Below are 21,752 nucleotides of genomic sequence, written 5' to 3'. Positions count from 1 at the left end.
AATTTAAAACGCGATATCCACACCCCCCCGGAACACGGATTCGTCGCCCCGGTCGGCAATATGCTTATCCATCCGCAGGAAAAGTCGGGCGTCTTTGGCTTTGCCGATATCCAGCCGCAAGCCGTACCACTGCGAGTCCCGATCGAGGGTCATGCCTGGGATGGCGAAGCTTTGTCCATCCGATCCTGTCCCCACCCATTTAGCATTCACATCCAGCGATGGGTTGGTGAAAGCGTGCTGATATTCTCCGTAGACCGACAGCATCGACCACCACTGCTGTACTGTAAACAGGGGGGCGCTCAGGTTCAGGCCGGCCAGCCCGACCGTCCGGCTGTAACGGGCGCTGTCGCCCTGTAATCCCAGCGCACTGCCTTCGTCGCTGAAGCCGCCGGTATAGAGCTGGCTCAGCTTCATCCCTGCGTAAGGCTCCAGCGTCAGCCGGTCGTTCAGCGACCAGCGGTAACCGGTTTTGATCAGGCCCTGCCAGCTGTCATTGCGGGTTTCTGCTGAAGTAGCCTGCACGCCATCCACCAGCAGCACCCGGTAAAGCTGAGTGTCACCATGCTGATAGCTCAGATTGGCCTGCCAGATCCAGGCTGGCGTTACGGCGTACTGACCGTAAAGCATCAGCCCCTGCAGGCTGTTGGTGCTGTTGCCGCCGCTGCCGTCATAATCCGCTCGGATCTGGCTGTCCGTAATGGCTGCACCCAGTCGCAGACCTGTTATATCGAAACTGCTGTCCAGCCCGATTGCGGTGGTGTTGATGCGATAGTGGCTGCCCAGATAGCCATCCTGCTGTAAATCGCCGTGTAACGTGCCGGTTTCCGCCCAGAGGCCATAAGGCTTCTGCTGCGCGGGATCCAGACGGTTGCCCAGCAACTGGTTCTGGTAATCCAGGCTGTTGAAAAGGATGGCATTGCCGCTGGCATGAGCCTGACCGGAGAGCGAGTCCAGCGCGGCACGCGCAGCGGCACTGCTGCCAATTTGTTGTAAAGCGGCGGCGTTTTGCAGCAGATCTTCCTGTTGCGCCGAGCGCCCTGCCTGGGTCGAGTAACTGTCCGCAACCTGAAATGCTTGCTCAACGTTGGCCGCACTCTTCAGGGTCGCCCCGCTGAGGCCCGCAGCCTGAGCAGCCTGAACCGTATTAACCCGCTGGAAATGCCCGTTCACACTGTTTGCGCTGTAGTCGACCGAACCCTGCAGGAACACGCCGGTATCCACGCTGGCAAACTGTCCGCTGATCCCCTGCCCACTCTGCAAAAGAGACTCGCTGGTCTGCACAATATAGGTATTAGAGGGCAGAGTGACCTGCAATGCACCGTTCAGCGTTGCCGGGCCAGCGACCGTGAGCGGCTGGGAGAGCGTCACCCGCAGCGTACCGTCAGCACTTTGCTGATAGCTGCCCACCACATGCAGGGCACCCGCCGAAGTGGTGACCACCGAGCCCTGATTACTCAGATTGCCGCCAATGTTACCTTTGCCTGCCAGCACGCCGCTGCCGGTCACCTGCACGTCACTGGCCACCGAACCATCAATATACAGGCTATTGCTCTGCACTCTGGTCGCTCCGGTATAGGTGTTGTTACCGGTCAGCGTCAGCACGCCGCCTGCATCGCTGGCACCGGAGACAATCAGGCCACCATTACCGCTGATATTGTTGGAGAAGATGTAATTTCCGGCGGAGAGCGCAGCGGTGAAATCATCGCCGTAAAACATCCCCGGACCGTTCAGAGCCCTGTCAACATTGACGTTCCCCCAGCCAAATGTGTCGTTATAGGGGCGACCATTCGCGCTGTCGGAGGCGACGCCTGCCACAGCATCACTGTGATAATCCGCCGTGGTTAACAGGGTTTGCTGGAGGTTATAACCGGTCATCCATGGGAATTGCGCCGACACTCTCGATGCGGCTCCGGCCACGCGAGGTGCAGAAAAGGAAGTACCGTACTTACGTGCAAGAGTGCCGTCATCCTGCAGGTAGTCGGCATAGCCCGGAGCAGCAAGGCACCAGGCTGCGACATCGCCGCAGGCATCAAATACATACAGTTCAGGAGGACGGCTGCCCTGTGCCACGGTGTAACCCGGCAGATAACCGGTGACGGCAATCAGCCCTTTTTGCAGGCTGGCATCGTTATAAATCAACGGCACCTGGGCATTAGGAGAAGGCGTGGAGGTGCCATTATTCCCCGTCACCACCACGCCCAGCGCGTTAGCGTTGACGATGCTACTCAGGCTGTCGCGAAGCGCATCGTAACGCCCGCTCTGACCAGCGCTTGCCAGTTCGGCTGATGTAGTCAGACGCTCGTCAGAAGCGTATGACATATTGATAATCTTAACCCCGTTACTCAGCAGGCCGTTGATCGCCTTCTGTGTGTCCGTGTAGTAAAAAAGATTATTACTGGAGGCCTGAGCTATCCATAACTCACTGTCCGGCGCAACGCCACCGGTGAAGGAGCCTTCTGCCAGTCCGGCCAGGGTCAGGGCGACGACGGTGCCGTGTCCCGAGTGTCCCTGATTATCATTCAGGGTCTGACTGGCACCCGCCAGGGACGAAGTGAAATGGATATCGGCATAATTGAATTCTGAACGATCTGCGGCCAGACCGGAGTCAACGATCCCGACTTTAACCTTGCTGGACCTCGCCACAGGCGTACTGGGTGTTGGAGCAGGCGTGGGGGCGGGAACCACTGTTTCACTACTGCCTCCTCCCCCACCGCCACCCCCACCGCCACAGCCATTCAGCAGCAGGGTACTTATCAGTACGGCCAGTATCGAGAGCGAAGGTGTGGCGGAGAACACATAAGCAGGTCTTATAATTTGCACGGGAGCCTCTTTAACCGCATAGCGGCAAATAACGGTATCCATGCCGGAATACAGTCAGTTGTGATTACTGCATGGGATACAAATAAGTTATCTGGTCGGACCGTTTCTAATCGCAGGAACAGCTGGGGTTTCGCAGAGGTATTTATGCGTTAAAGTTTTTTGACAGAGCGGGAATTTGGGCTAAAAAAAACCCACGCATCCGCGTGGGTTGGTGCAACTGAACAGGGTGTAAATCTGCCGGGAGCAGATTGCATTGTCACCAATCAATACCTCTGGGACTTCCATCCTCGCAGGTGAGTACCCGGCCTGCCAGCAGCAAAACGCAACGGAGTTAGCGAAAATGCTACCAGCTGTAAAACCTTTGCCGCTTTGTTTACCGGCCTTTTCCGGCAGTAAATTATGAGCCGCTGTGAGTAGCGTAGAGCGCGTCCGGTGCCACGTTCATATGCTTAAGAACCGGACCAATAATGTTGCCGAAGACCGGCGCGGCAACCGAGCCACCGAAGTGATCGCCAGCGGTTGGGTGGTTGATCATAATGACCAAAGCCACCTGCGGATTACTCGCCGGGGCCACACCTGCGGTGTAGTTGATGTAACCGCCATCGTATTTGCCACTGGTGCCCATTTTCTCCGCCGTACCGGTTTTAATCGCCAGACGATAGCCCGGCACTGCCGCACGCACCCCACTACCGCCAGGCAGTGCATCACTCTCCATCATATGCACTACTGAGCGGACCGTATCTTCGTCGGCCACTCTTGTTCCCATTACCGGCGGCGTCACCTTGGTGATCGACAACGGCCGGTAAACCCCGAACGATCCCAGCGTGGCGTATTCACGGGCAATCTGCAGCGGCGTCACGCGCAGGCCATAACCGAACGAGAAGGTAGCGCGTTCGATATCTGCCCAGCGCTCACGGTGCAGCGGGAAGTAGCCCACGCTTTCACCGGTCAGCCCCAGCCCGGTTGGCCTGCCCAGCCCGAAGGAGCGGAAAGTGTTAACCAGCACTTCCGCAGGCATCGCCAGCGCAATGTGTGACACGCCGATGTCGCTCGATTTCTGCAGGATGCCGGTCATGGTCAGACGAGGCCAGTGGCCAACGTCACGGATCAGGTGGCCGTTAACCTGATACGGCGTGGTATCCAGCACCGAATCCGGACGAACCAGCTTGCGGATCAGCCCTTCCATCACCACCAGCGGCTTAACGGTTGATCCCGGTTCGTAGCTGTCATTGATGGCAGCGTTACGCATCTGTGCCGGGGAGACATCGCTGAAATTATTGGGGTTAAACGACGGATAGGAAGCCATCCCTAAAATCTCGCCGGTGTCGATCTTGATCAGCACTGCGGCACCGGAATCGGCTTTGTTCAGCAGCACGCCGTCGCGCAGCTTGCTGTACATGGTGTACTGATCGAACTTGTCGATGCTGAGCTGCACGGTTGGCGGCTGACGCGGCGGCTCATAGTTGATCATCGCCACAATATTGCCGTGAGCATCCTGGCGGTATTTCTCCACGCCCGGAGTCCCCTGCAGAACTTTATCAAAGCCTTTTTCCAGGCCGTTCAGCCCGTTGTTATCCGCTCCGACGATACCGATCAGCGGTGCGGTAGCCTCACTCATTGGGTAGAAACGGCTGTCATCATAAACGGTGGTAATGCCGGCCAGGTGCAGCTGGGCGATGTCTTTGGAGATCCCCAGCTCAATCTTGCGGCCAAGATACAGGAAGCGGCGATTTGGGTTAGCATTGATCTGTTGGGCAATCTGTTCAGGACGTTGATCCAGCGCGTTAGCCAGATACTCCCATTTTGCACTGGTGAAATCAGGGTGCGCTTCCAGCACGCGCTGTGGGTCAGCGATGATATCGCGCGAAGGCACGCTCAGGGCCAGCGCCTCACCGTTACGATCCAGCAGAGTGCCACGGTTGGTCGGGATCGCCACCGTGCGCAGGGAACGTTCATCCGCCTGCTTTTCCAACATGGGGTGGTTGATCAGCTGAACGTCGCCCACCCAGGCTAACAGTAAAACCAGACAGCCAAACACGCCGAGGCAGATCAGACGGAAGCGGACAGGATTGAAAGGCGTTTTAGCCGGGTCTTTTGCCAATAATTTCTTTAAGCGGGGCATCGGTCTTCTACTAGCTGGTCAGGGTAACTGACCGGGAGTTATACAAAAAATGCCGTCATGAGAACAGGGAAACTGTGTTTCAGCCTGTGATTGTGCCGCAGCGCGCAGATTATGCACACCGATTTATTCCGAATATTCAGGAAGTTATTGTGATTTTTGCGGAGTTCAGACAAAAAAAACCTGCGCATCTGCGCAGGTCGGTGAAACAAAGCATAAATACTTTTTGATGTTCACCCATCAATACCTCTGGGACGTAAACTGTAGCAATCTGGCCGACTCCCCCGCCAGCCAGGATTCGCAACAGTTACACGCAAAATGTAACCACCTATGTGATTCTTATGCAGTTTTGCAACCTTTGGGTCACAACCCCCTAACGGCGGAAAACAGGTCCGCTGAGTGTCAGGGAGAAACTACCCCGCAGCCAGCTTGATCTCCACCAGGCAACTCATTGCATTCGGTCCCTGAGTCAGCGAGGAGGTGCCGATATCCAGCGTCAGGACGTTTGGATTACCCGCGCGGTCATAAGGCTGCCAGGCTTTACCGAAGCCCGGATCAAACCAGGCTCCGGTGGAGATCAGTACCACGCTGGGGCTGACGCCTGCTGTCAGCCGCACCCCCGCCAGCATCCGGCCACGTTCGTTACTGACGTCAATCACATCACCGTCGTTGATCCCGCGCGACCGCGCATCGTCCGGATGCATCCACAGCGTTTCATGCCCGGCGGTTTTATTTGCCTGCACCGATGGCGTGGCGTCCATCTGGCTGTGCAAACGATCGCCCGGCTGGATCGAGATCATATGCAGTGGGAAGCGCTGGCTGATTTCAGCTCCCAGCCACTCTTTCGGCGGCTGCCATTCCGGGTGTGGCGCGAAATCATCCAGCCGGTAGCCAGCGATGGTCTCGCTGAACAGCTCGATTTTGCCGCTGGCGGTTTTAATCGGGTTGGCAAGCGGGTCGTGACGGAACTCTTCCATAAAAATGAAGGGCTTGCCCCCCTCAGGCACTTCCGCATAGCCCTCTTTCCAGAAGACCTGAAAATCTGGCCAGCTGATCCCTTTAAGCTGATGCGCCTCAGCACACTGATGATAAAGATGCTCAATCCACTGCATTTCATTGCGGTTTTCAGTGAAGGTTTCCCGGTAGCCCAGACGCTCGGCCAGGTCGGCAAAAATATCAAAATCGTTGCGCGCCAGATGCTGCGGCCTGATTGCCTGATGCATCGCCAGCACGAAGCGGTCGCGGGAGGAGCCGCCAATATCGTTACGCTCCAGCGTGGTGGTCACTGGCAGCACAATATCGGCCATCTGCGCCGCCGGGGTCCAGACGATATCCTGCACGATCACCGTGTCCGGCTTCTGCCAGCCCTCGACCAGCCGGTTCAGCTGTTGATGATGGTGGAAAGGATTGCCACCCGCCCAGTGGATCAAATGGATATCCGGATAGGTCTGCGTCTGCCCCTGAAAAGCGTACGGTTCGCCGGGATGCAGCAGCATATCGCTGATACGGGCCACCGGAATGGCGCGGTCAGCAATCGGGTTGACGCCGGTGGACATCAGCGGGGCCGGGCCTTCAGTACGGGGATTGCCCACGCTGTTCATCGAGCCGTGGCCAAAGGAGAAACCGGCTCCAGGCAGGCCAGGCTGACCAAGCATCGACGAGAGCGCAATCATCATCCAGTAAGGTTGCTCACCACGATGCGCGCGCTGCACGGAATAAGAACAGGTGATAAAGCTGCGTTTGCCCACCAGCTGTTTCGCCAGTTGCTCAATACGCGGTGCCGGTATGCCGGTGATGTCGCTGGCCCATGCCGGCGTTTTAGGCGTGCCGTCCGTTTCTCCCAGCAGATAGCTGCGCAGCTGCGGATAACCCACGCAGTGGGAGGCGAGGAATGCGTTATCCACCGCGCCGAGGCGCTCAATTTCAAAACCCAGCGCCAGCATCAGTGCCACGTCGGTATTCGGGCGGATCGGGATCCACTCCGCGTTCACAAACTCCGGGCAGTCATCGCGCATCGGGCTGATGTTAATCACCGGCGTGCCTTTCGCTGCCAGTGCCTGCAGCGCAGGTTTAAGGCTGTGCTGCCCTGCTCCACCGGAAGCCACCTGGCTGTTTTTCAGTGCCAGGCCGCCAAAGGCGACAAAGATCTCACAGTGCTCAACCACGTCCGGCCAGTCGGTGACGCGACCAGTGAGCGGCATGTAGGTGCCGATAACGTAGGGCAGGAAGAACTGCGCTGCGCCCCAGCTGTAGTTGCCCAACTGATCAACGCCGCCACCGCCGGTAAAGTAGAAACGGCGGACCAGAGTGCGGGCATGATTAACACGGCCTGCCGATGACCAGCCATATGAACCGTTGAAGATGCCGGAGGCACCGTAGCGATCCCGCACGCGGCGATTCTCTTCAGCCACCAGATCCAGCGCGGTTTCCCAGTCCACCTCAACGAAATCTTCCCGGCCGCGCAGCCTGCGGTCACTTTTCTCGCGGGACTTCAGCCAGGAACGGCGCACCATCGGCTTGCGGATACGCTTATCGGAATAGACCAGCTCCGGGATGGTATTGAGCATCGGCGACGGATCCTGATCGGCGAAGAAAGGCTCACAGCGCAGCAGCTTGCCGTCTTCCACCACGGCGGTGAAAGCGCCCCAGTGGGCGAGGTGTGGCACTTTTATGATAGTCATCAGGCGATCCCGCAGGTTTTATCGTTATGTGAAAGCCAGAATAGCATTTTTAGCCACGAGATTTGAATCACAAAACGGGGCGCTGTTGCGGGCTGATTTTATCCAGCTTTGCGACACCGCTTGCATTCTGTCTGCTTGAAGTAACAGGAGAATTCCGCAACACTGAAGGCAATGTAAACGTTTACCCAGGAAGGCACCTGACCTATGGCTACCATTAAGGATGTTGCCAGGCTCGCCGGAGTTTCCGTCGCCACGGTCTCCCGCGTAATTAACAACTCGCCGAAAGCAAGTGAGCATTCACGCCTGGCCGTTAACAGCGCAATGGAAGCGCTGAAGTATCACCCAAACGCTAACGCACGCGCCCTGGCGCAGCAGTCCACCGAAACTATGGGGCTGGTAGTGGGCGATGTGTCCGACCCTTTTTTTGGCGCTCTGGTGAAAGCTGTGGAGCAGGTGGCCTATGAGACCGGCAACTTTTTGCTGATTGGTAACGGTTACCACACTGAGCAAAAAGAGCGGCAGGCTATCGAGCAGCTGATCCGCCATCGCTGCGGCGCACTGGTGGTGCACGCCAAGAAGATCCCCGATGAAGATTTAGTCCCGCTGATGCAGCAAATTCCCGGCATGGTGCTGATCAACCGGGCGCTGCCGGGCTTTGAGAAGCGCTGTATTGCGCTGGATGACCGCTACGGGGCCTGGCTGGCTACCCGCCATCTGATCCAGCAGGGACACCAGAACATCGCGTTCATCTGCTCCACCCACCCGATTTCGGATGCGGAAGATCGCCTTCTGGGCTATTATGACGCGCTGCGCGAACATTATCTGCCCTGCAATGATCGTCTGGTCGCACTGGGTGAACCGGATGAAGTGGGAGGAGAACAGGCGATGACAGAGCTGCTGGGCCGGGGTAAGCCTTTTACCGCCGTCGCCTGTTACAACGATTCAATGGCCGCCGGTGCGCTGGCGGTACTGAGCGATAACGGTGTGCGGGTGCCGGAAGAGATGTCGCTGATTGGCTTCGATGATGTACTGGTCTCGCGCTACGTCCGTCCACGGCTGACCACGGTACGCTACCCGATCGTGACCATGGCACAGCAGGCCGCAGAACTGGCGCTGGCCTTAGCCAATAATCAGCCGCTGCCGGAAGTGACGAATATGTTCAGCCCGACGCTGGTGCGCCGTCATTCTGTGGGGTCGCCGGGTTAACTCAGCGACTTGTGACAGAGCCGCACTGGCTTATCCGGGTAATCCAGTGCAACGCCGATATAGCCCCAGCCAGAGCATTCGTAATAGTCCGCACAGTCCGACCGTTCCCACCGCTTTTTCGCCCTCCAGCGCCACATAAGTGACCGGCAGCTCACTGTTTCCTCTCACTCTGCGACAACAAATGGGCGGCAGGATTACCTCTCCAGCGCCAGCAGTTCCTGTACGGTTTGCGCACGGCGGATCTGACGCGGCTGACCGTTCTCAAACAGCACTTCCGGCAGCAGAGGACGGCTGTTGTAGTTAGAAGACATCGATGCGCCGTAGGCTCCAGTGTCGTGGAACACCAGATAGTCGCCCACTTTCACCGCAGGCAGCGCGCGCGTTTCCACTTTGCCCCCTTCCTGCTGGGTGAACACATCGCCGGATTCACACAGCGGTCCGGCCACCACGCTCTCCAGAGTTTGCTGCTCGTTCAGCTCGCGGTCATCGCCCGCCATGGCGGAAATGTGGTGATAACTGCCGTACATCGCCGGACGCATCAGGTCGTTAAAACCGGCATCCACCATCACGAAGTGGCGGCTACCCATCTGCTTCACGGCACGGACCTGTGAAACCAGCACGCCGGACTCAGCCACCAGGAAGCGACCGGGTTCAATCTCCAGTTTAACCGGATGTCCCAGATGCTGCTCAACACGCTGGCGCGCAGCGTCCCACAGGCCAAAATAGTGGTCGGTATTGATTGCTTCTTCACCGAAGTGATAAGGGATCGACAGGCCGCCACCAGCTGAAATCGCCTGCAGATCCTGGCCGAAACTGACCACCTGATCCACCATCGCATCACACACCTGCTCCAGATGAGCATAATCCACACCCGATCCGATATGCATATGGATGCCGACCAGCCTGAGCGGGTGACACTGAATGGCTTCCAGCGCCAGCGCCATATCGCCGTGCCAGATACCGTGCTTGCTGTTTTCGCCGCCGGTGTTGGTCTTCTGACTGTGCCCATGACCAAAGCCAGGATTCACGCGCAGCCACACCGGATGGCCGGGGGAGATTTCACCCAGCTGATGCAGCATATCGACAGAACCGGCGTTAACCGGGATCTTCAGTTCGGCAATGCGGTTCAGCGTTGGTTGATCGATCACATCGGCGGTAAAAACGATTTCATCGCCACCTGGTATAAAACCTGCCACCAGCGCACGCTCAATCTCGCCGAGAGAAACTGAATCCACTTTCACTCCGGCTGCATGCATCAGACGCAGGATATGAATGTTTGAACAGGCTTTCTGCGCGAAACGCACCACGTCAAACTGCTGCAGCTGCGCAATACGATCGCGGATGATGCTGGCGTCATAGGCCCAAATCGGGCCGCCATACTGGCGCACCAGTGGCAGAAGGTTATCGCGCGTCAGCGCAGTTTCAGTATTGGTGAGCAGGCGTGGCATAAGTTTTCTCCTGAGAATATGCCGCTATTACGCCACAGCCCGGACAGGATGAAAAATATCTGTTTTAATGAAGTCTATTCATCCATGATATGGCTTTGCATCCCGGCACAGGAATCGATCATGGCAGGCATCACGCTGCGGCATATCGAAATTTTTCACGCGGTGATCACCACCGGCAACCTGACGGAAGCCGCCACGCTGCTGCATACCTCGCAACCTACGGTAAGCCGGGAGCTTGCCAGGTTCGAAAAGCTGACCGGACTTAAATTGTTTGATCGGGTGCGGGGACGCCTGCAGCCTACCGTGCAGGGACTGCGGCTGTTTGAAGAGGTGCAGCGATCCTGGTACGGACTTGATCGCATCATCAATGCCGCCGAAGGGCTACGGCAGTTTCAATGGGGTGAACTCTCCGTGGCCTGCCTGCCGGTTTTCTCCCAGTCACTGCTGCCACTGCTGTGCCAGCCCTTTCTGCAACGCTACCCCGAAGTCAGCCTGAATATCATTCCTCAGGAATCTCCCCTGCTGGAAGAGTGGCTGTCGGCCCAGCGTTATGACCTGGGACTGACCGAAACCAACGTGACACCAGCAGGAACAGAACGCACCGAACTGTTTACCGGGCTGGAAGTATGCGTGTTACCGGAAGGCCATCCGCTGGCAGATAAAACCTGCCTGACGCCGCAGGATTTCAGCGGGCAGAACTACATCAGCCTGTCGCGTACCGACAGCTATCGCCAGCTGCTGGATAATCTGTTCAACGAGCAGGGCGTTCAGCGAAGAATGGTGATGGAAACGCACAGCGCGGCGTCGGTGTGTTCGATGGCCAGGGCAGGCGTGGGCGTATCGGTGGTGAATCCGCTAACGGCGCTGGACTATGCCGGTAGCGGTGTAGTGATCAGACGCTTCAGCGTGGATGTGCCTTTTACCGTCAGCCTGATCAGGCCGCGCCACCGGCCCTCTTCCGCGCTGGTCGAGGCCTTCAGTGCCCATCTGCAGCAGCACATCAGCCTGTTCAACCAGCGCCTGGCTGCATTGCTGGGTTAGGCGCGGGCGGTCTGGGCCTGTCCGCCGGAACGACGGAAGGTAAACAGACACAGCAGCAGCCCGGCAGCGGCCAGTACCGCCGCCACAACCGGCACGGCGGTCAGGCCAAAACCTCCGCTAATCACTGCACCACCCGCCCAGGCACCAAAAGCATTGCCGATATTGAAAGCGGAAATATTCAGCGTGGAGACCAGATTCGGCGCATCTTTGCCGTGGCGCACCACGTTAATCTGCAGGCCGGGAACGATAGCAAAGGTCGCCATCGCCCACAGGAACAGGGTGATCTCCGCCAGCCACAGTGCATGGCTGGTCCAGCTGAAGAGCAGCGAGAACAGCGCAATCAGCGAGAAGCTGAGGATCAGGCTGAAGGAGACTTTCCAGTCCGCCAGCTTGCCGCCGAGAATATTCCCAACCGTCAGACCGCCGCCAATCAGGAACAGCGTCCAGCTCACGCCTTTATCGCTGATGCCAGTCACCTCCAGCAGCAGCGGCGCAATATAACTGAACAACGCAAACATCGCGGCGGCAAAAAACACCGTCATCAGCAGCGACAGCCATAACCTGCCGTTGCCCAGCGCGCTGATTTCGCTCGCCAGATGGACTGGCTTCTCTTCTTTATTTGTCGGCAGGCTGACAATCAGCGAGATAAACGCCAGGATGCCGATAACCGCCACGCCCCAGAATGTCGCACGCCAGCCAAACATCTGGCCGAACCAGGTACCCAGAGGCACGCCCAGCACGTTCGCCAGCGTCAGGCCGGTAAACATCAGCGCCACTGCGGAAGCCTGTTTGCCAGGCGCAACCAGGCTGGCAGCCACCACTGCGCCGATACCAAAGAAAGCACCATGACAAAGAGCAGTGATTACGCGAGCCAGCATCAGCAGGTTATAACTGTAAGCCAGCGCGCAGAGGACGTTGCCAATAATAAAAATCGACATCAGCAGGATCAGCGTGCGCTTACGCGGCAGCTTCGCGGTGAGCAGGGCCATTATTGGCGCCCCGATGGCGACCCCAAGGGCATAACCACTGATCAGCCAGCCTGCGGAAGGGATCGACACCTGCAAGTCACCCGCCACTTCCGGCAGCAGCCCCATAATGACAAATTCCGTGGTGCCGATGGCAAAAGCACTCAGTGCCAGCGCCAGTAAGGAAACGGGCATCTCTCTTTCTCCACAAGTTTCAATAAGATCCCCGGCAGGACAAAGCCAACGCACAGGGCAGAAAGGATAAAATGTGACTACCGGGATTATTTGATCTGCGTCACAATATTATTAAAGCACAGCTGTCCGTTGCCTGATACCCCGCGCACAGCAAGGGAGTATTGCCTGAGACGCAACAATCAGGGCCAGAGACCCCCCTTGAGTCTGCCGAAACAGGGGTTTCCCTGATAAAAGCAGCAGAGATGCCATCTTTACGGAATCTTTATTGTCTATACTTTGCCTTATCACCTTATTACATAATACTTTTTGAACAGTCCGGACGAAGAACGATCTTAGATTCGCCTGACAAAGACACGAAAAATTGTCATTTACAGGAGAGTGCATCAGGCTTTGTGTTAAGTGAAAAGAGTAAAGTTTTTTGAATGTTAGCCGATACCTCGATGAAGGATCCAACGGGCGTTTCATGAGCTGTGCTTGATCTATCCATTGTCGGGGACCAAAGATGAGATGTGCTATTTGCCTGCTGGCCCTGATGCTGGCCGGCTGTTCAGTAGGAAAATATGAGTACAGCCGCGAGGCGGAAAAACGGGTTGATATGACCGTGACCGGCATTCCTACGGTGCTGGGTATTGGTACGCTGGGTACCACCATTCCGCTGACGTCAGAATACAGTCTGACCGCCGCCCATGTGGCTAAATTCTCCCTCTACCGCGTCAAATCCTGGCACCCGGAGTGCGATCTGGCGGTGGTGTATCACCACAATGATAATTTTCAACCGCCGCATTTTCGTAACGGTCATATCGGCGACAAAATTAATCTCTACGGCTACAGCTTCATATCAGCCATGCCGGTGGCATCCACCGGAACGAACCTGGTGAACACCGGGCTGAAGAATGAGTGGAACAAGCTGAGCTGCGTGGTGGTGGCTTCCGATGCGGGCGTGGTGAAAGGCATGTCCGGTGGCGCGGTGTATAACGCCTCGGACGACTCTGTCGGCGGGGTTATTGTCGGCTACTCTAACCGGATTAACGATCTGAAAACGGGCAAGACGTTGTATAAAGATGTCTCTCTGTACGTTCCTTATGCCCGCTTTAAAGAGTGGCTGGACGCGGCAGTGAAGTCGTAACAGGGAGATCACCTCGCGCGGGGTGGCCCAGTGAGGAACCAAACCAGAGCGTCCTGAGCAGCATTAATCAGGACGCTGGCTGAGTCAGAACTCACGTTTTACAATAACGTAGCCGGTAAAATCGACTGAACACTCATTATTATTAACGATTGCTTTAAAACCCTCTGGCACCAACATCTCGGGCTTTAAACAGGAGTTCACCATTCCTGAAGAACTGCGCTTTTCTGACATGATATTCCCACGACCTTCCTTTCTCCTTGTGGTCTGAATATTCCCTCTTTGTTCTACGCCTGAGTTCAACCTGCTACCAGCAAAAAAATAATCCCGAGAAAGTTAACTTCCGAAAATCAGAAGTCCATCAAGTTTTGTTTACTGCCGGCCTTTATCCAAATGATGCGGTAAAGGCCCGATAAAAAGCGTTCAGTGTTATTCCAACATAAACTTCACTGCTGCGCTGGCATGAATAGCAGTGGTGTCGAATACCGGAACAGGGCAATCCGTGGCCTTTAGCAACAATCCGATTTCGGTACAGCCAAAGATCACCCCTTCAGCGCCCTGTTCCACCAGCCCGGCAACCACCTGGCGGTAGTAAGCGCGTGAGGCTTCGGTGAAGACACCAAGGCAAAGCTCTGCAAAAATGATGCGGTTCACTTCCTGCCGTTCAGCTTCACCAGGAACCAACGTTTCAATACAGTGCTCTGCCAGCAAGCGGCCACGATAGAAATTCTGCTCCATGGTGTAGCGGGTGCCAAGCAGCGCCACATGGCTCATCTTATGCTCTTTGATCGCCGCTGCCGTACCGTCTGCAATATGTAGAAACGGCAGGCCGCTCTGTTCCTCAATGGCACCGGCCACTTTATGCATTGTGTTGGTACAGAGCACAATGCCTTCTGCGCCAGCCTTTTTCAACGACACCGCCGCCTCTGCCAGCATCTGTCCTGCCTTCTGCCAGTCGCCGCTGGCCTGGCAGGCTTCAATCTCGTGAAAATCCACACTGTACAGCACCAGCTTAGCCGAGTGCAGGCCCCCCAACTGCTGCTTAATCCCTTCATTTATCAGGCGATAATAAGGCACGGTAGATTCGCAACTCATGCCACCAATCAGTCCCAGCGTTTTCATCACCTTTTACCTGTTTATCTCATCTGGCAAATACTATTCTGCATCTCTTGCCAATTTACAACCCGCTATTTTGCCTGCCTCGTGCAACAAATGCCTCTTTAGTGGTAATTAGTACAGGTACAAAACCTGAACACCGGGATCAGAATTGGTTAAGCATAACTTATGCAACCTTATCATCTCTGTACAACTTTCAGCAGAAATAGTGAACATTCGGCGCTAAAACCTCCCGCTTTCCCTGAATTTTTTTCGTAAAAAAAATGATGATAATCAGGATATTCCTTTACGGAAATTAAAGGAAATATTTAGAGCTCTAATGTTTAAAGCTTCCTGACCGATACCGTAAAAATCTATACAGCAGCCTTCGTTCGCCAGTTCAGGGCTACATTTTCTTTCATGATGCAGGAGTTTCTATGAGACAGGCTGGAGCATTCAGCGGGTTTACTAATATGAAAGTCGGCTACAAACTGGCTTCCGGGTTTTCATTAGTCATCATTTCGCTGGTGATGATAGGCGTCATCTCGCTAATGTCGCTGGCAGGTATTCAGGATAATGCACAGCGCCGCGCCTTAACAATTGATATGGTGGGGTCTTTTGCTCAGGCAAAACTGAATCGCACGCTTTATCAGTACACTAATGACACTGAATATGCGGATAAAAATGGCCAGGCACTGCAGGAGATGGTCAGGCAGCATCACACCCTGGCGTCTTACCACTGGGATAGTGAAGGTCAGATGCTGGTAGATGAAATTGCTAATGCCCTGAAAGACTATTCCGATCTGCGCGATATTTTAATTTCAGATATGAAAAGTATGATGGGCAAAGCCATTCAGCTACGCGAGATGCCTTTTCTGGAAACGGCCCGTCAGTTAGACCAACTGACTTCTGCCAATCTCTCGCCGGAAATGGCCTATACTGCGGCCCAGCTTTCAACCACGCTGAAAGAGATCAAGCTGGTACTGCTTGACGTTACCACCGCCCCGACACCACAAAATCTGCAGTCACTGGAAAATCTGATTAGTCGGGCCACGACGCTGACGACTTCACTGAATACCAATGCCAGCCCTCAGCTGATTGCGCTAACCGGCAGCATTAACGACACCATAAGCGCTTCCCGACGCAGCCTCAGCGGATTTGATCAGATCTGGCAGGAGCATAAAAAAGCGGCCCTGGAGCTTGCAGGTCGCGTGAAGCAGTTTGATGACTCGATAAATAAAATGTTTGTGTATCAGTCAAAAAACTCGCGGCATTTTATTGACTCCTCAACATGGACGATTGGCAGTATTGCTCTTGCCGCAGCCCTTGCCAGTATGATAATTGCCCGCCTTATCAGCAGCAGTATCACTGTGCCTTTGAAGCGAAGCCTGCAGGTGGCACAGCAAATCGCAGCCGGTGATTTGACCACGTCAGTGAGCAGTACACGTAAGGACGAACCTGGGCTACTACTTCAGGCAATTGGAGCGATGAATAATAATCTGAAAGAGATTATTCATTCTGTGAAAAACGGCATCCAAAGTGTCATGCTGGCATCGGGCGAAATAGCCGAGGGCAACAATGACCTCTCTTCACGCACTGAAGAGCAAGCCGCCGCCGTAGTGGAAACAGCAGCCAGCATGGAGCAGCTCACTGCGACCGTGAAACAAAATACCGATAATGCGCGCAATGCCAGTACCCTGGCCGTCTCGGCTTCACACCAGGCCGCACGCGGCGGTGAGATTATCGGTCAAATGACGCAGAGCATGAAATCTATTAAAGAGAGTTCGGCACAGATTGCAGATATCACCTCAGTGATTAACAGCATTGCCTTCCAGACCAATATTCTGGCGCTGAACGCCGCCGTTGAATCCGCCAGAGCGGGTGAACATGGCAGAGGCTTTGCGGTGGTTGCTGAAGAAGTCCGGGCTTTGGCACAGCGTAGCGCCACTGCCGCAAGGGAAATCGAGGGGCTGATCGCCAATTCCGTTGCTCAGGTAGAGGAAGGTGCCTCTCACGTTGAAGGAGCCAGCGATAGCATGATCGGCATCAGAGACTCTGTCACACAAGTCAGCGAACTGATGACGGAAATCGCCACGGCGTCAGAAGAGCAAAATCGTGGTATTGAGCAGATTGGCCGCGCGATGACGGAAATGGACAGCACAACACAACAAAATGCCGCACTGGTTGAGCAATCTTCTGCTGCTGCCAATGCGCTGGAAGATCAGGCCCAGCAGTTGAATAATCTGATTGCCGTTTTCCGGGTAGAGGAAGCCCATGCGAGGCCCGCTGCTTCACCACCGGTAAAAATGATGAGCAACAGACGTGGAGAGGTGGCCCTCAGTCAGTCGCCGGGCTGGACAACGTTCAATACCTGAATCCCCCAGGGCAGCAGGAACACTCAGCCACCGGCAAAAGATGGCTGAGGTTGAAGACCAAAATCAGGCTCAGGGGCCTGATTTTGCATCTCATCCCCCCCAACGTGTCCACAGAGTTGCAAGAGGAGGCGTAAAACGGTACTTTTTCATATCGGAAGAAAAAAAGTACAAATATCTTTTTTTGCATCAGCTTTGACAGGGCAAAACCACCTTGTCACAGGTTTAACACAGCGACTGCCGCACCGCAGAATGCACTGGATCACCGGGAGATATGCCGTTATGGAAAAGGAACTTTATGTCAGCAGTGTTATCAAAAAACACCTTGAAACCAGGTTAGGTGAACTGGGGAGTTTCACCTGGGCATATGTTGTTATATCAAAAAACAATATGTCGATTATTCAGCACGCGACTAATTATCCGGCTGAATGGGTGAAACTTTATCAGGATAATAACCTGCAGTTTACTGATCCGGTTGTTATCACTGCACTAAACCGGCTGACACCTTTTTCATGGGATGAAAAAATCACCATCGGTAATGAACCATTCTTTTCCAGCATTTTCGAAAAGGCCAGGCTTTTCAGCGTAATCAATGGCTATACCTTTGTTTTGCATGATTATAAAAACAATATGGCCACGCTCTCTTTAATCATTGACCCCAGTAAAAAAGATGAAGTAGAACAGTGCATTAACCTTAATAAAGGGATTTTAAATTTATTACTTGCTGCCGTTCATGAAGAGTATCTGGCACTCACCCTGCTCTCGAAAAAAAGTGAATCAACTTCATCCAACAGGAACCTGTTTACTGAGCGGGAAAACGAAATCCTTTATTGGGCCAGCGTCGGAAAAACCTATGCGGAAACCGGAATGATTCTGGGAATAAAAACGACCACGGTAAAATTTCACATGTCGAACATTGTCAGGAAGCTGGGTGTGACAAATGCCAGGCATGCAGTGCGTCTCGGCATGGAGCTTCACCTGGTTAAACCCGTCAGTTAGTTAATTATGAAAAAGCTTCTTCAGACAATGGCCAGCGATTCAGGAGATCCTCCTTCAGACTGCCATCTTCCCCGATAATTTTTGCCTTCAGCGCCTGCTGGCTTTCATCATCGACATGCCCCAAAACCAGATACACCGGCTCTTCTTTCTCTGACTGGCCCGTTTCCAGCAGAGTAATACGCCAACCTGAATTCCTGATAATTTGCATCATAGGATGGCTGGCTACGGCAATAATGCCATCGTATTGATTCTGCCTTGCAAAGTTTATCAGGGACAGGAATAAAACCTTCGTTACGGGGAAGCGTGGCCCCGCTAAAGTTTTAGCTCTTTTTTTATCGACGAAAAAACGAGTGGATTCAATATAGTTACCTTCAGGAATATCAACCTTATTAAAAAAAGAGGAAAAAGTATTGACAAGCATATTTTTATTCCGCATTTCAATAATTCGACTACTGCATATTACCTTCTCATCTTTCACCCCATAAATGTATTTTGTATTTTCATTATCAAACTCATCAGTTTCCATTCCACCCGTACAGCTTACTGCCCACTGGAGCCTGTCTTTAAATATATTTTTCCTCAAGATAAAAATATCTTCTGATTTTTTGCAATCTAAAGTTGAGTAATTAGAACAATAAATATTAAGCATAATGTTACCTGTGTTTAATTTAGATAAGTGAAACTATCTGAGAACACAGGCGAAGTTCTCCGGTCATTATGCCGAGACGGGAGGATGATATTATTAAGCGCCAATAAACGGTAGTAAGATTTTAAAAAACGATATAAAAAATACTTATAGCTCAGGAAAGAGAGAGAAAAGTTACAGGGATTATTTCAGTCAGCATGAACCCCGTCTGAAAGAGAATTCCAGACTACTGAATTAACAGGGATATGGGAAATATGCAGGGAATAATTGCGTTGAAGGAGCGAATGACATTCGCTCCTTTTTACGCCTCCGCCAGCCAGCACCTGTACTTTTTGTACCAGCACCAGCACCAGCACCAGCACCAGCAGGGAGAGGATTACTTACCGGATGGACGCAGTGCCGGGAACAGGATCACATCGCGGATAGTGTGGCTGTTGGTAAACAGCATTACCATGCGGTCAATACCGATGCCGAGGCCCGCCGTAGGTGGCAGACCATGCTCCAGCGCCGTCACGTAGTCTTCGTCGTAGAACATCGCTTCGTCATCACCGGCATCTTTGGCATTGACCTGCTGCAGGAAACGCTCAGCCTGATCCTGCGCATCGTTCAGCTCGGAGAAGCCGTTACCGATTTCACGGCCGCCAATAAAGAACTCGAAGCGGTCGGTGATTTCCGGATTGTGGTCGTTACGACGAGCCAGCGGTGACACTTCAGCCGGGTATTCGGTGATGAAGGTTGGCTGGATCAGATGGCTTTCCGCCGTCTCTTCGAAGATCTCGGTCACGATGCGGCCCAGGCCCCAGCTCTTCTCGATTTTGATGCCCAGTGACTGCGCAATGGCTGCCGCTTTATCAAACTCGTCGAGGTCGACGAGGTTGGTTTCCGGACGATATTTCAGAATCGCTTCTTTCATCGTCAGCTTCTCAAACGGCTTGCCGAAGTCGAACTCCTGCTCACCGTAAGGCACCACCGTATTACCCAGCACATCCTGCGCCAGCGTGCGGAACAGGCTTTCGGTCAGCTCGATCAGATCCTTGTAATCCGCATACGCCATATAGAGTTCCATCATGGTGAACTCAGGGTTATGGCGCGGCGAAATACCTTCGTTACGGAAGTTACGGTTGATTTCAAACACGCGATCGAAGCCACCAACCACCAGACGCTTCAGGTACAGTTCCGGGGCGATACGCAGATACATGTCGATATCCAGCGCATTGTGATGGGTGATAAACGGACGGGCTGATGCACCGCCAGGGATCACCTGCATCATTGGCGTTTCCACTTCCATAAAATCACGACCGACCATAAAGCTGCGGATACCCGCCATGATCTGCGAACGAATTTTGAAGGTGTTACGGGATTCGTCGTTAGAGATCAGATCAAGGTAGCGCTGACGGTAACGGGTTTCCTGGTCGGCCAGGCCGTGGAACTTGTCCGGCAGCGGGCGCAGGGCTTTGGTCAACAGGCGCAGTTCGTGGCAGTGAATGGACAACTCGCCAGTTTTGGTTTTAAACAGCTTACCGCGGGCACCGACGATATCGCCAAGATCCCACTTTTTGAACTGCTCGTTGTAGATGCCCTCAGCCAAATCATCGCGGGAAACGTACAGCTGGATGCGGCCGCCGACGTCCTGCAAAGTCACGAAAGAGGCTTTGCCCATGATACGGCGGGTCATCATACGACCGGCAACGCTGACCTCAACACCCAACGCTTCCAGCTCTTCATTTTCTTTGGCATCGTAATCAGCATGCAGTCGATCTGAAAGGCTGTCGCGGCGGAAGTCATTCGGAAATGCCACGCCGTTTTCACGCAGCGCGCTGAGCTTTTCGCGACGCGCTTTCAGTTCGTTATTCAGCTCAAGTGCGGCATCAGCGCTTTGCGGTTGTTGTTCAGACATGTCAGTTCCTTATAGCCCTGCTTTCAAACTTGCTTCAATAAATCGGTCCAGATCGCCATCCAGCACCGCCTGGGTATTACGGGTTTCCACACCGGTGCGCAGATCCTTGATGCGGGAGTCATCCAGCACGTAGGAACGGATCTGGCTGCCCCAGCCGATATCAGATTTGTTATCTTCCAGCGCCTGTTTCTCAGCGTTTTTCTTCTGCATTTCCAGTTCGTACAGCTTCGCCTTCATCTGCTTCATCGCCTGGTCTTTGTTTTTGTGCTGAGAACGGTCATTCTGACACTGCGTCACGGTATTGGTCGGGATGTGGGTAATACGGACCGCAGATTCGGTTCGGTTAACGTGCTGACCACCCGCACCGGAGGCGCGGTAAACGTCAATACGCAGGTCGGCCGGGTTGATCTCGATATCAATATCTTCGTCCACTTCCGGATAGATAAACGCGGAGCTGAACGAGGTGTGACGACGGCCGCCGGAGTCGAACGGGCTCTTACGTACCAGGCGATGCACGCCGGTTTCGGTACGCAGCCAGCCAAAGGCATAGTCGCCCATGATGCGCAGCGTGGCAGACTTGGTGCCCGCAACGTCACCTTCAGACTCTTCGATAATTTCGGTTTTGAAGCCTTTTGCTTCGGCCCAACGCAGGTACATACGCACCAGCATGCTGGCCCAGTCCTGAGCTTCGGTGCCACCGGAACCGGCCTGAATATCCACGTAGCAGTCAGCGCTGTCATACTCGCCGGAGAACATGCGGCGGAATTCCAGCTCACCGAGCTTTTTCTCCAGCACGTCCAGCTCAGCCACCGCTTCGTTGAAGGTGTCTTCATCGTCGGCTTCAACGGCCAGTTCGAGCAGGCCGGAAACGTCTTCCAGTCCCTGACTCATCTGATCCAGCGTGGCGACAATGGCTTCCAGTGAGGAACGCTCTTTGCCCAGCGCCTGGGCGCGGTCAGGTTCATTCCACACGTCCGGCTGTTCCAGCTCGGCGTTAACTTCTTCTAAACGTTCTTTCTTGGCATCGTAGTCAAAGATACCCCCTGAGAACGCCGCTGCGCTCAGAGAGATCCTGAATCCGGTTCTTAACAGGATTAATTTCAAACATGATTTTTGATTCTTCCAGGGGCCTGAATGTAACTCAG

14 protein-coding genes are annotated in these 21,752 nt (G+C 54.3%); 5 read left to right on the top strand and 9 right to left on the bottom strand.

Translation table 11 applies throughout. The features are described from left to right. Positions 1 to 3: 3 nt before the first annotated feature. From AC3Y5R_RS05700 to AC3Y5R_RS05690, 3 genes are all read right to left on the bottom strand, one after another. Entirely contained in the window at positions 4 to 2,820 is a 2,817-nt protein-coding gene (locus tag AC3Y5R_RS05700) for a S8 family peptidase (RefSeq protein WP_489920512.1), read from the bottom strand. Positions 2,821 to 3,217: 397 nt separating this feature from the next. Further along, on the bottom strand, positions 3,218 to 4,942 hold the full coding sequence (locus AC3Y5R_RS05695; protein ID WP_489920511.1) for a penicillin-binding transpeptidase domain-containing protein: 1,725 nt from the start codon (positions 4,940 to 4,942) through the stop codon (positions 3,218 to 3,220). Positions 4,943 to 5,352: 410 nt separating this feature from the next. Further along, positions 5,353 to 7,620 (bottom strand): molybdopterin guanine dinucleotide-containing S/N-oxide reductase, encoded by a 2,268-nt coding sequence (locus AC3Y5R_RS05690; RefSeq protein ID WP_489920510.1) that lies wholly within the window; start codon positions 7,618 to 7,620, stop codon positions 5,353 to 5,355. A 204-nt stretch (positions 7,621 to 7,824) separates the two neighbouring features. Between AC3Y5R_RS05690 and galR the strand changes: the two genes are divergently transcribed. Then, positions 7,825 to 8,826: an HTH-type transcriptional regulator GalR gene (gene galR / locus AC3Y5R_RS05685; protein ID WP_489920509.1), complete on the top strand. Its 1,002-nt coding sequence runs from the start codon at positions 7,825 to 7,827 to the stop codon at positions 8,824 to 8,826. A gap of 194 nt (positions 8,827 to 9,020) precedes the next feature. Here the strand turns inward: galR and lysA are convergent, their stop codons facing one another. After that, entirely contained in the window at positions 9,021 to 10,274 is a 1,254-nt protein-coding gene (gene lysA / locus AC3Y5R_RS05680) for a diaminopimelate decarboxylase (RefSeq protein ID WP_489920508.1), read from the bottom strand. 120 nt (positions 10,275 to 10,394) lie between these two features. Here lysA and AC3Y5R_RS05675 point away from each other — a divergent pair, with 120 nt between their 5' ends. Beyond that, a complete protein-coding gene (locus AC3Y5R_RS05675; RefSeq protein WP_489920507.1) occupies positions 10,395 to 11,315 on the top strand; it encodes a LysR family transcriptional regulator in 921 nt (306 codons plus the stop codon). Here AC3Y5R_RS05675 and AC3Y5R_RS05670 read toward each other — a convergent pair. Then, positions 11,312 to 12,475 (bottom strand): MFS transporter, encoded by a 1,164-nt coding sequence (locus AC3Y5R_RS05670; RefSeq protein ID WP_489920506.1) that lies wholly within the window; start codon positions 12,473 to 12,475, stop codon positions 11,312 to 11,314. The genes AC3Y5R_RS05675 and AC3Y5R_RS05670 overlap by 4 nt on opposite strands. Before the next feature lie 502 nt (positions 12,476 to 12,977). Here AC3Y5R_RS05670 and AC3Y5R_RS05665 point away from each other — a divergent pair. Then, on the top strand, positions 12,978 to 13,601 hold the full coding sequence (locus AC3Y5R_RS05665) for a serine protease (protein WP_158783961.1): 624 nt from the start codon (positions 12,978 to 12,980) through the stop codon (positions 13,599 to 13,601). A gap of 426 nt (positions 13,602 to 14,027) precedes the next feature. Here AC3Y5R_RS05665 and AC3Y5R_RS05660 read toward each other — a convergent pair whose 3' ends face one another. Next, complete coding sequence (locus tag AC3Y5R_RS05660) at positions 14,028 to 14,720, bottom strand: amino acid racemase (RefSeq protein ID WP_489920505.1); 693 nt, start codon at positions 14,718 to 14,720, stop codon at positions 14,028 to 14,030. Between the two features lie 410 nt (positions 14,721 to 15,130). Between AC3Y5R_RS05660 and AC3Y5R_RS05655 the strand changes: the two genes are divergently transcribed. Next, entirely contained in the window at positions 15,131 to 17,068 is a 1,938-nt protein-coding gene (locus tag AC3Y5R_RS05655) for a methyl-accepting chemotaxis protein (RefSeq protein ID WP_489920504.1), read from the top strand. Positions 17,069 to 17,347: 279 nt separating this feature from the next. Continuing rightward, positions 17,348 to 18,064 carry a LuxR family transcriptional regulator gene (locus AC3Y5R_RS05650; RefSeq protein ID WP_158783958.1) on the top strand — a complete coding sequence of 239 codons (717 nt, stop codon included), beginning with the start codon at positions 17,348 to 17,350 and terminating at the stop codon, positions 18,062 to 18,064. Positions 18,065 to 18,068: 4 nt separating this feature from the next. On the opposite strand, the gene AC3Y5R_RS05645 is transcribed toward AC3Y5R_RS05650, so the two are convergent. The 3 genes from AC3Y5R_RS05645 to prfB form a co-directional block, all read right to left on the bottom strand. Next, on the bottom strand, positions 18,069 to 18,713 hold the full coding sequence (locus AC3Y5R_RS05645) for an acyl-homoserine-lactone synthase (RefSeq protein WP_489920503.1): 645 nt from the start codon (positions 18,711 to 18,713) through the stop codon (positions 18,069 to 18,071). Between the two features lie 373 nt (positions 18,714 to 19,086). Further along, on the bottom strand, positions 19,087 to 20,607 hold the full coding sequence (gene lysS / locus AC3Y5R_RS05640; RefSeq protein WP_489920502.1) for a lysine--tRNA ligase: 1,521 nt from the start codon (positions 20,605 to 20,607) through the stop codon (positions 19,087 to 19,089). Between the two features lie 9 nt (positions 20,608 to 20,616). Continuing rightward, positions 20,617 to 21,715, bottom strand: a protein-coding gene (prfB, locus tag AC3Y5R_RS05635) for a peptide chain release factor 2 (protein WP_158783955.1) whose coding sequence is annotated in 2 segments (ribosomal slippage) — positions 20,617 to 21,639 and positions 21,641 to 21,715 — 1,098 coding nt in all. Because the reading frame shifts where the segments join, the coding sequence is not laid out codon by codon here. Positions 21,716 to 21,752: the final 37 nt, after the last annotated feature.

Source organism: Erwinia sp. 009765445 (assembly GCF_058137865.1).
Note: the sequence above shows the minus strand (reverse complement) of the source record. Positions and strands in the feature narration are given on the sequence as shown.

What these genes read in the sequence shown, in the direction of transcription:
- AC3Y5R_RS05695 (WP_489920511.1), bottom strand. Translation starts at nt 4,942, where the DNA reads ATGCCCCGCTTAAAGAAATTATTGGCAAAAGACCCGGCTAAAACGCCT.
- AC3Y5R_RS05690 (WP_489920510.1), bottom strand. Translation starts at nt 7,620, where the DNA reads ATGACTATCATAAAAGTGCCACACCTCGCCCACTGGGGCGCTTTCACC.
- galR (WP_489920509.1), top strand. Translation starts at nt 7,825, where the DNA reads ATGGCTACCATTAAGGATGTTGCCAGGCTCGCCGGAGTTTCCGTCGCC.
- lysA (WP_489920508.1), bottom strand. Translation starts at nt 10,274, where the DNA reads ATGCCACGCCTGCTCACCAATACTGAAACTGCGCTGACGCGCGATAAC.
- AC3Y5R_RS05675 (WP_489920507.1), top strand. Translation starts at nt 10,395, where the DNA reads ATGGCAGGCATCACGCTGCGGCATATCGAAATTTTTCACGCGGTGATC.
- AC3Y5R_RS05670 (WP_489920506.1), bottom strand. Translation starts at nt 12,475, where the DNA reads ATGCCCGTTTCCTTACTGGCGCTGGCACTGAGTGCTTTTGCCATCGGC.
- AC3Y5R_RS05665 (WP_158783961.1), top strand. Translation starts at nt 12,978, where the DNA reads ATGAGATGTGCTATTTGCCTGCTGGCCCTGATGCTGGCCGGCTGTTCA.
- AC3Y5R_RS05660 (WP_489920505.1), bottom strand. Translation starts at nt 14,720, where the DNA reads ATGAAAACGCTGGGACTGATTGGTGGCATGAGTTGCGAATCTACCGTG.
- AC3Y5R_RS05655 (WP_489920504.1), top strand. Translation starts at nt 15,131, where the DNA reads ATGAGACAGGCTGGAGCATTCAGCGGGTTTACTAATATGAAAGTCGGC.
- AC3Y5R_RS05650 (WP_158783958.1), top strand. Translation starts at nt 17,348, where the DNA reads ATGGAAAAGGAACTTTATGTCAGCAGTGTTATCAAAAAACACCTTGAA.
- AC3Y5R_RS05645 (WP_489920503.1), bottom strand. Translation starts at nt 18,713, where the DNA reads ATGCTTAATATTTATTGTTCTAATTACTCAACTTTAGATTGCAAAAAA.
- lysS (WP_489920502.1), bottom strand. Translation starts at nt 20,607, where the DNA reads ATGTCTGAACAACAACCGCAAAGCGCTGATGCCGCACTTGAGCTGAAT.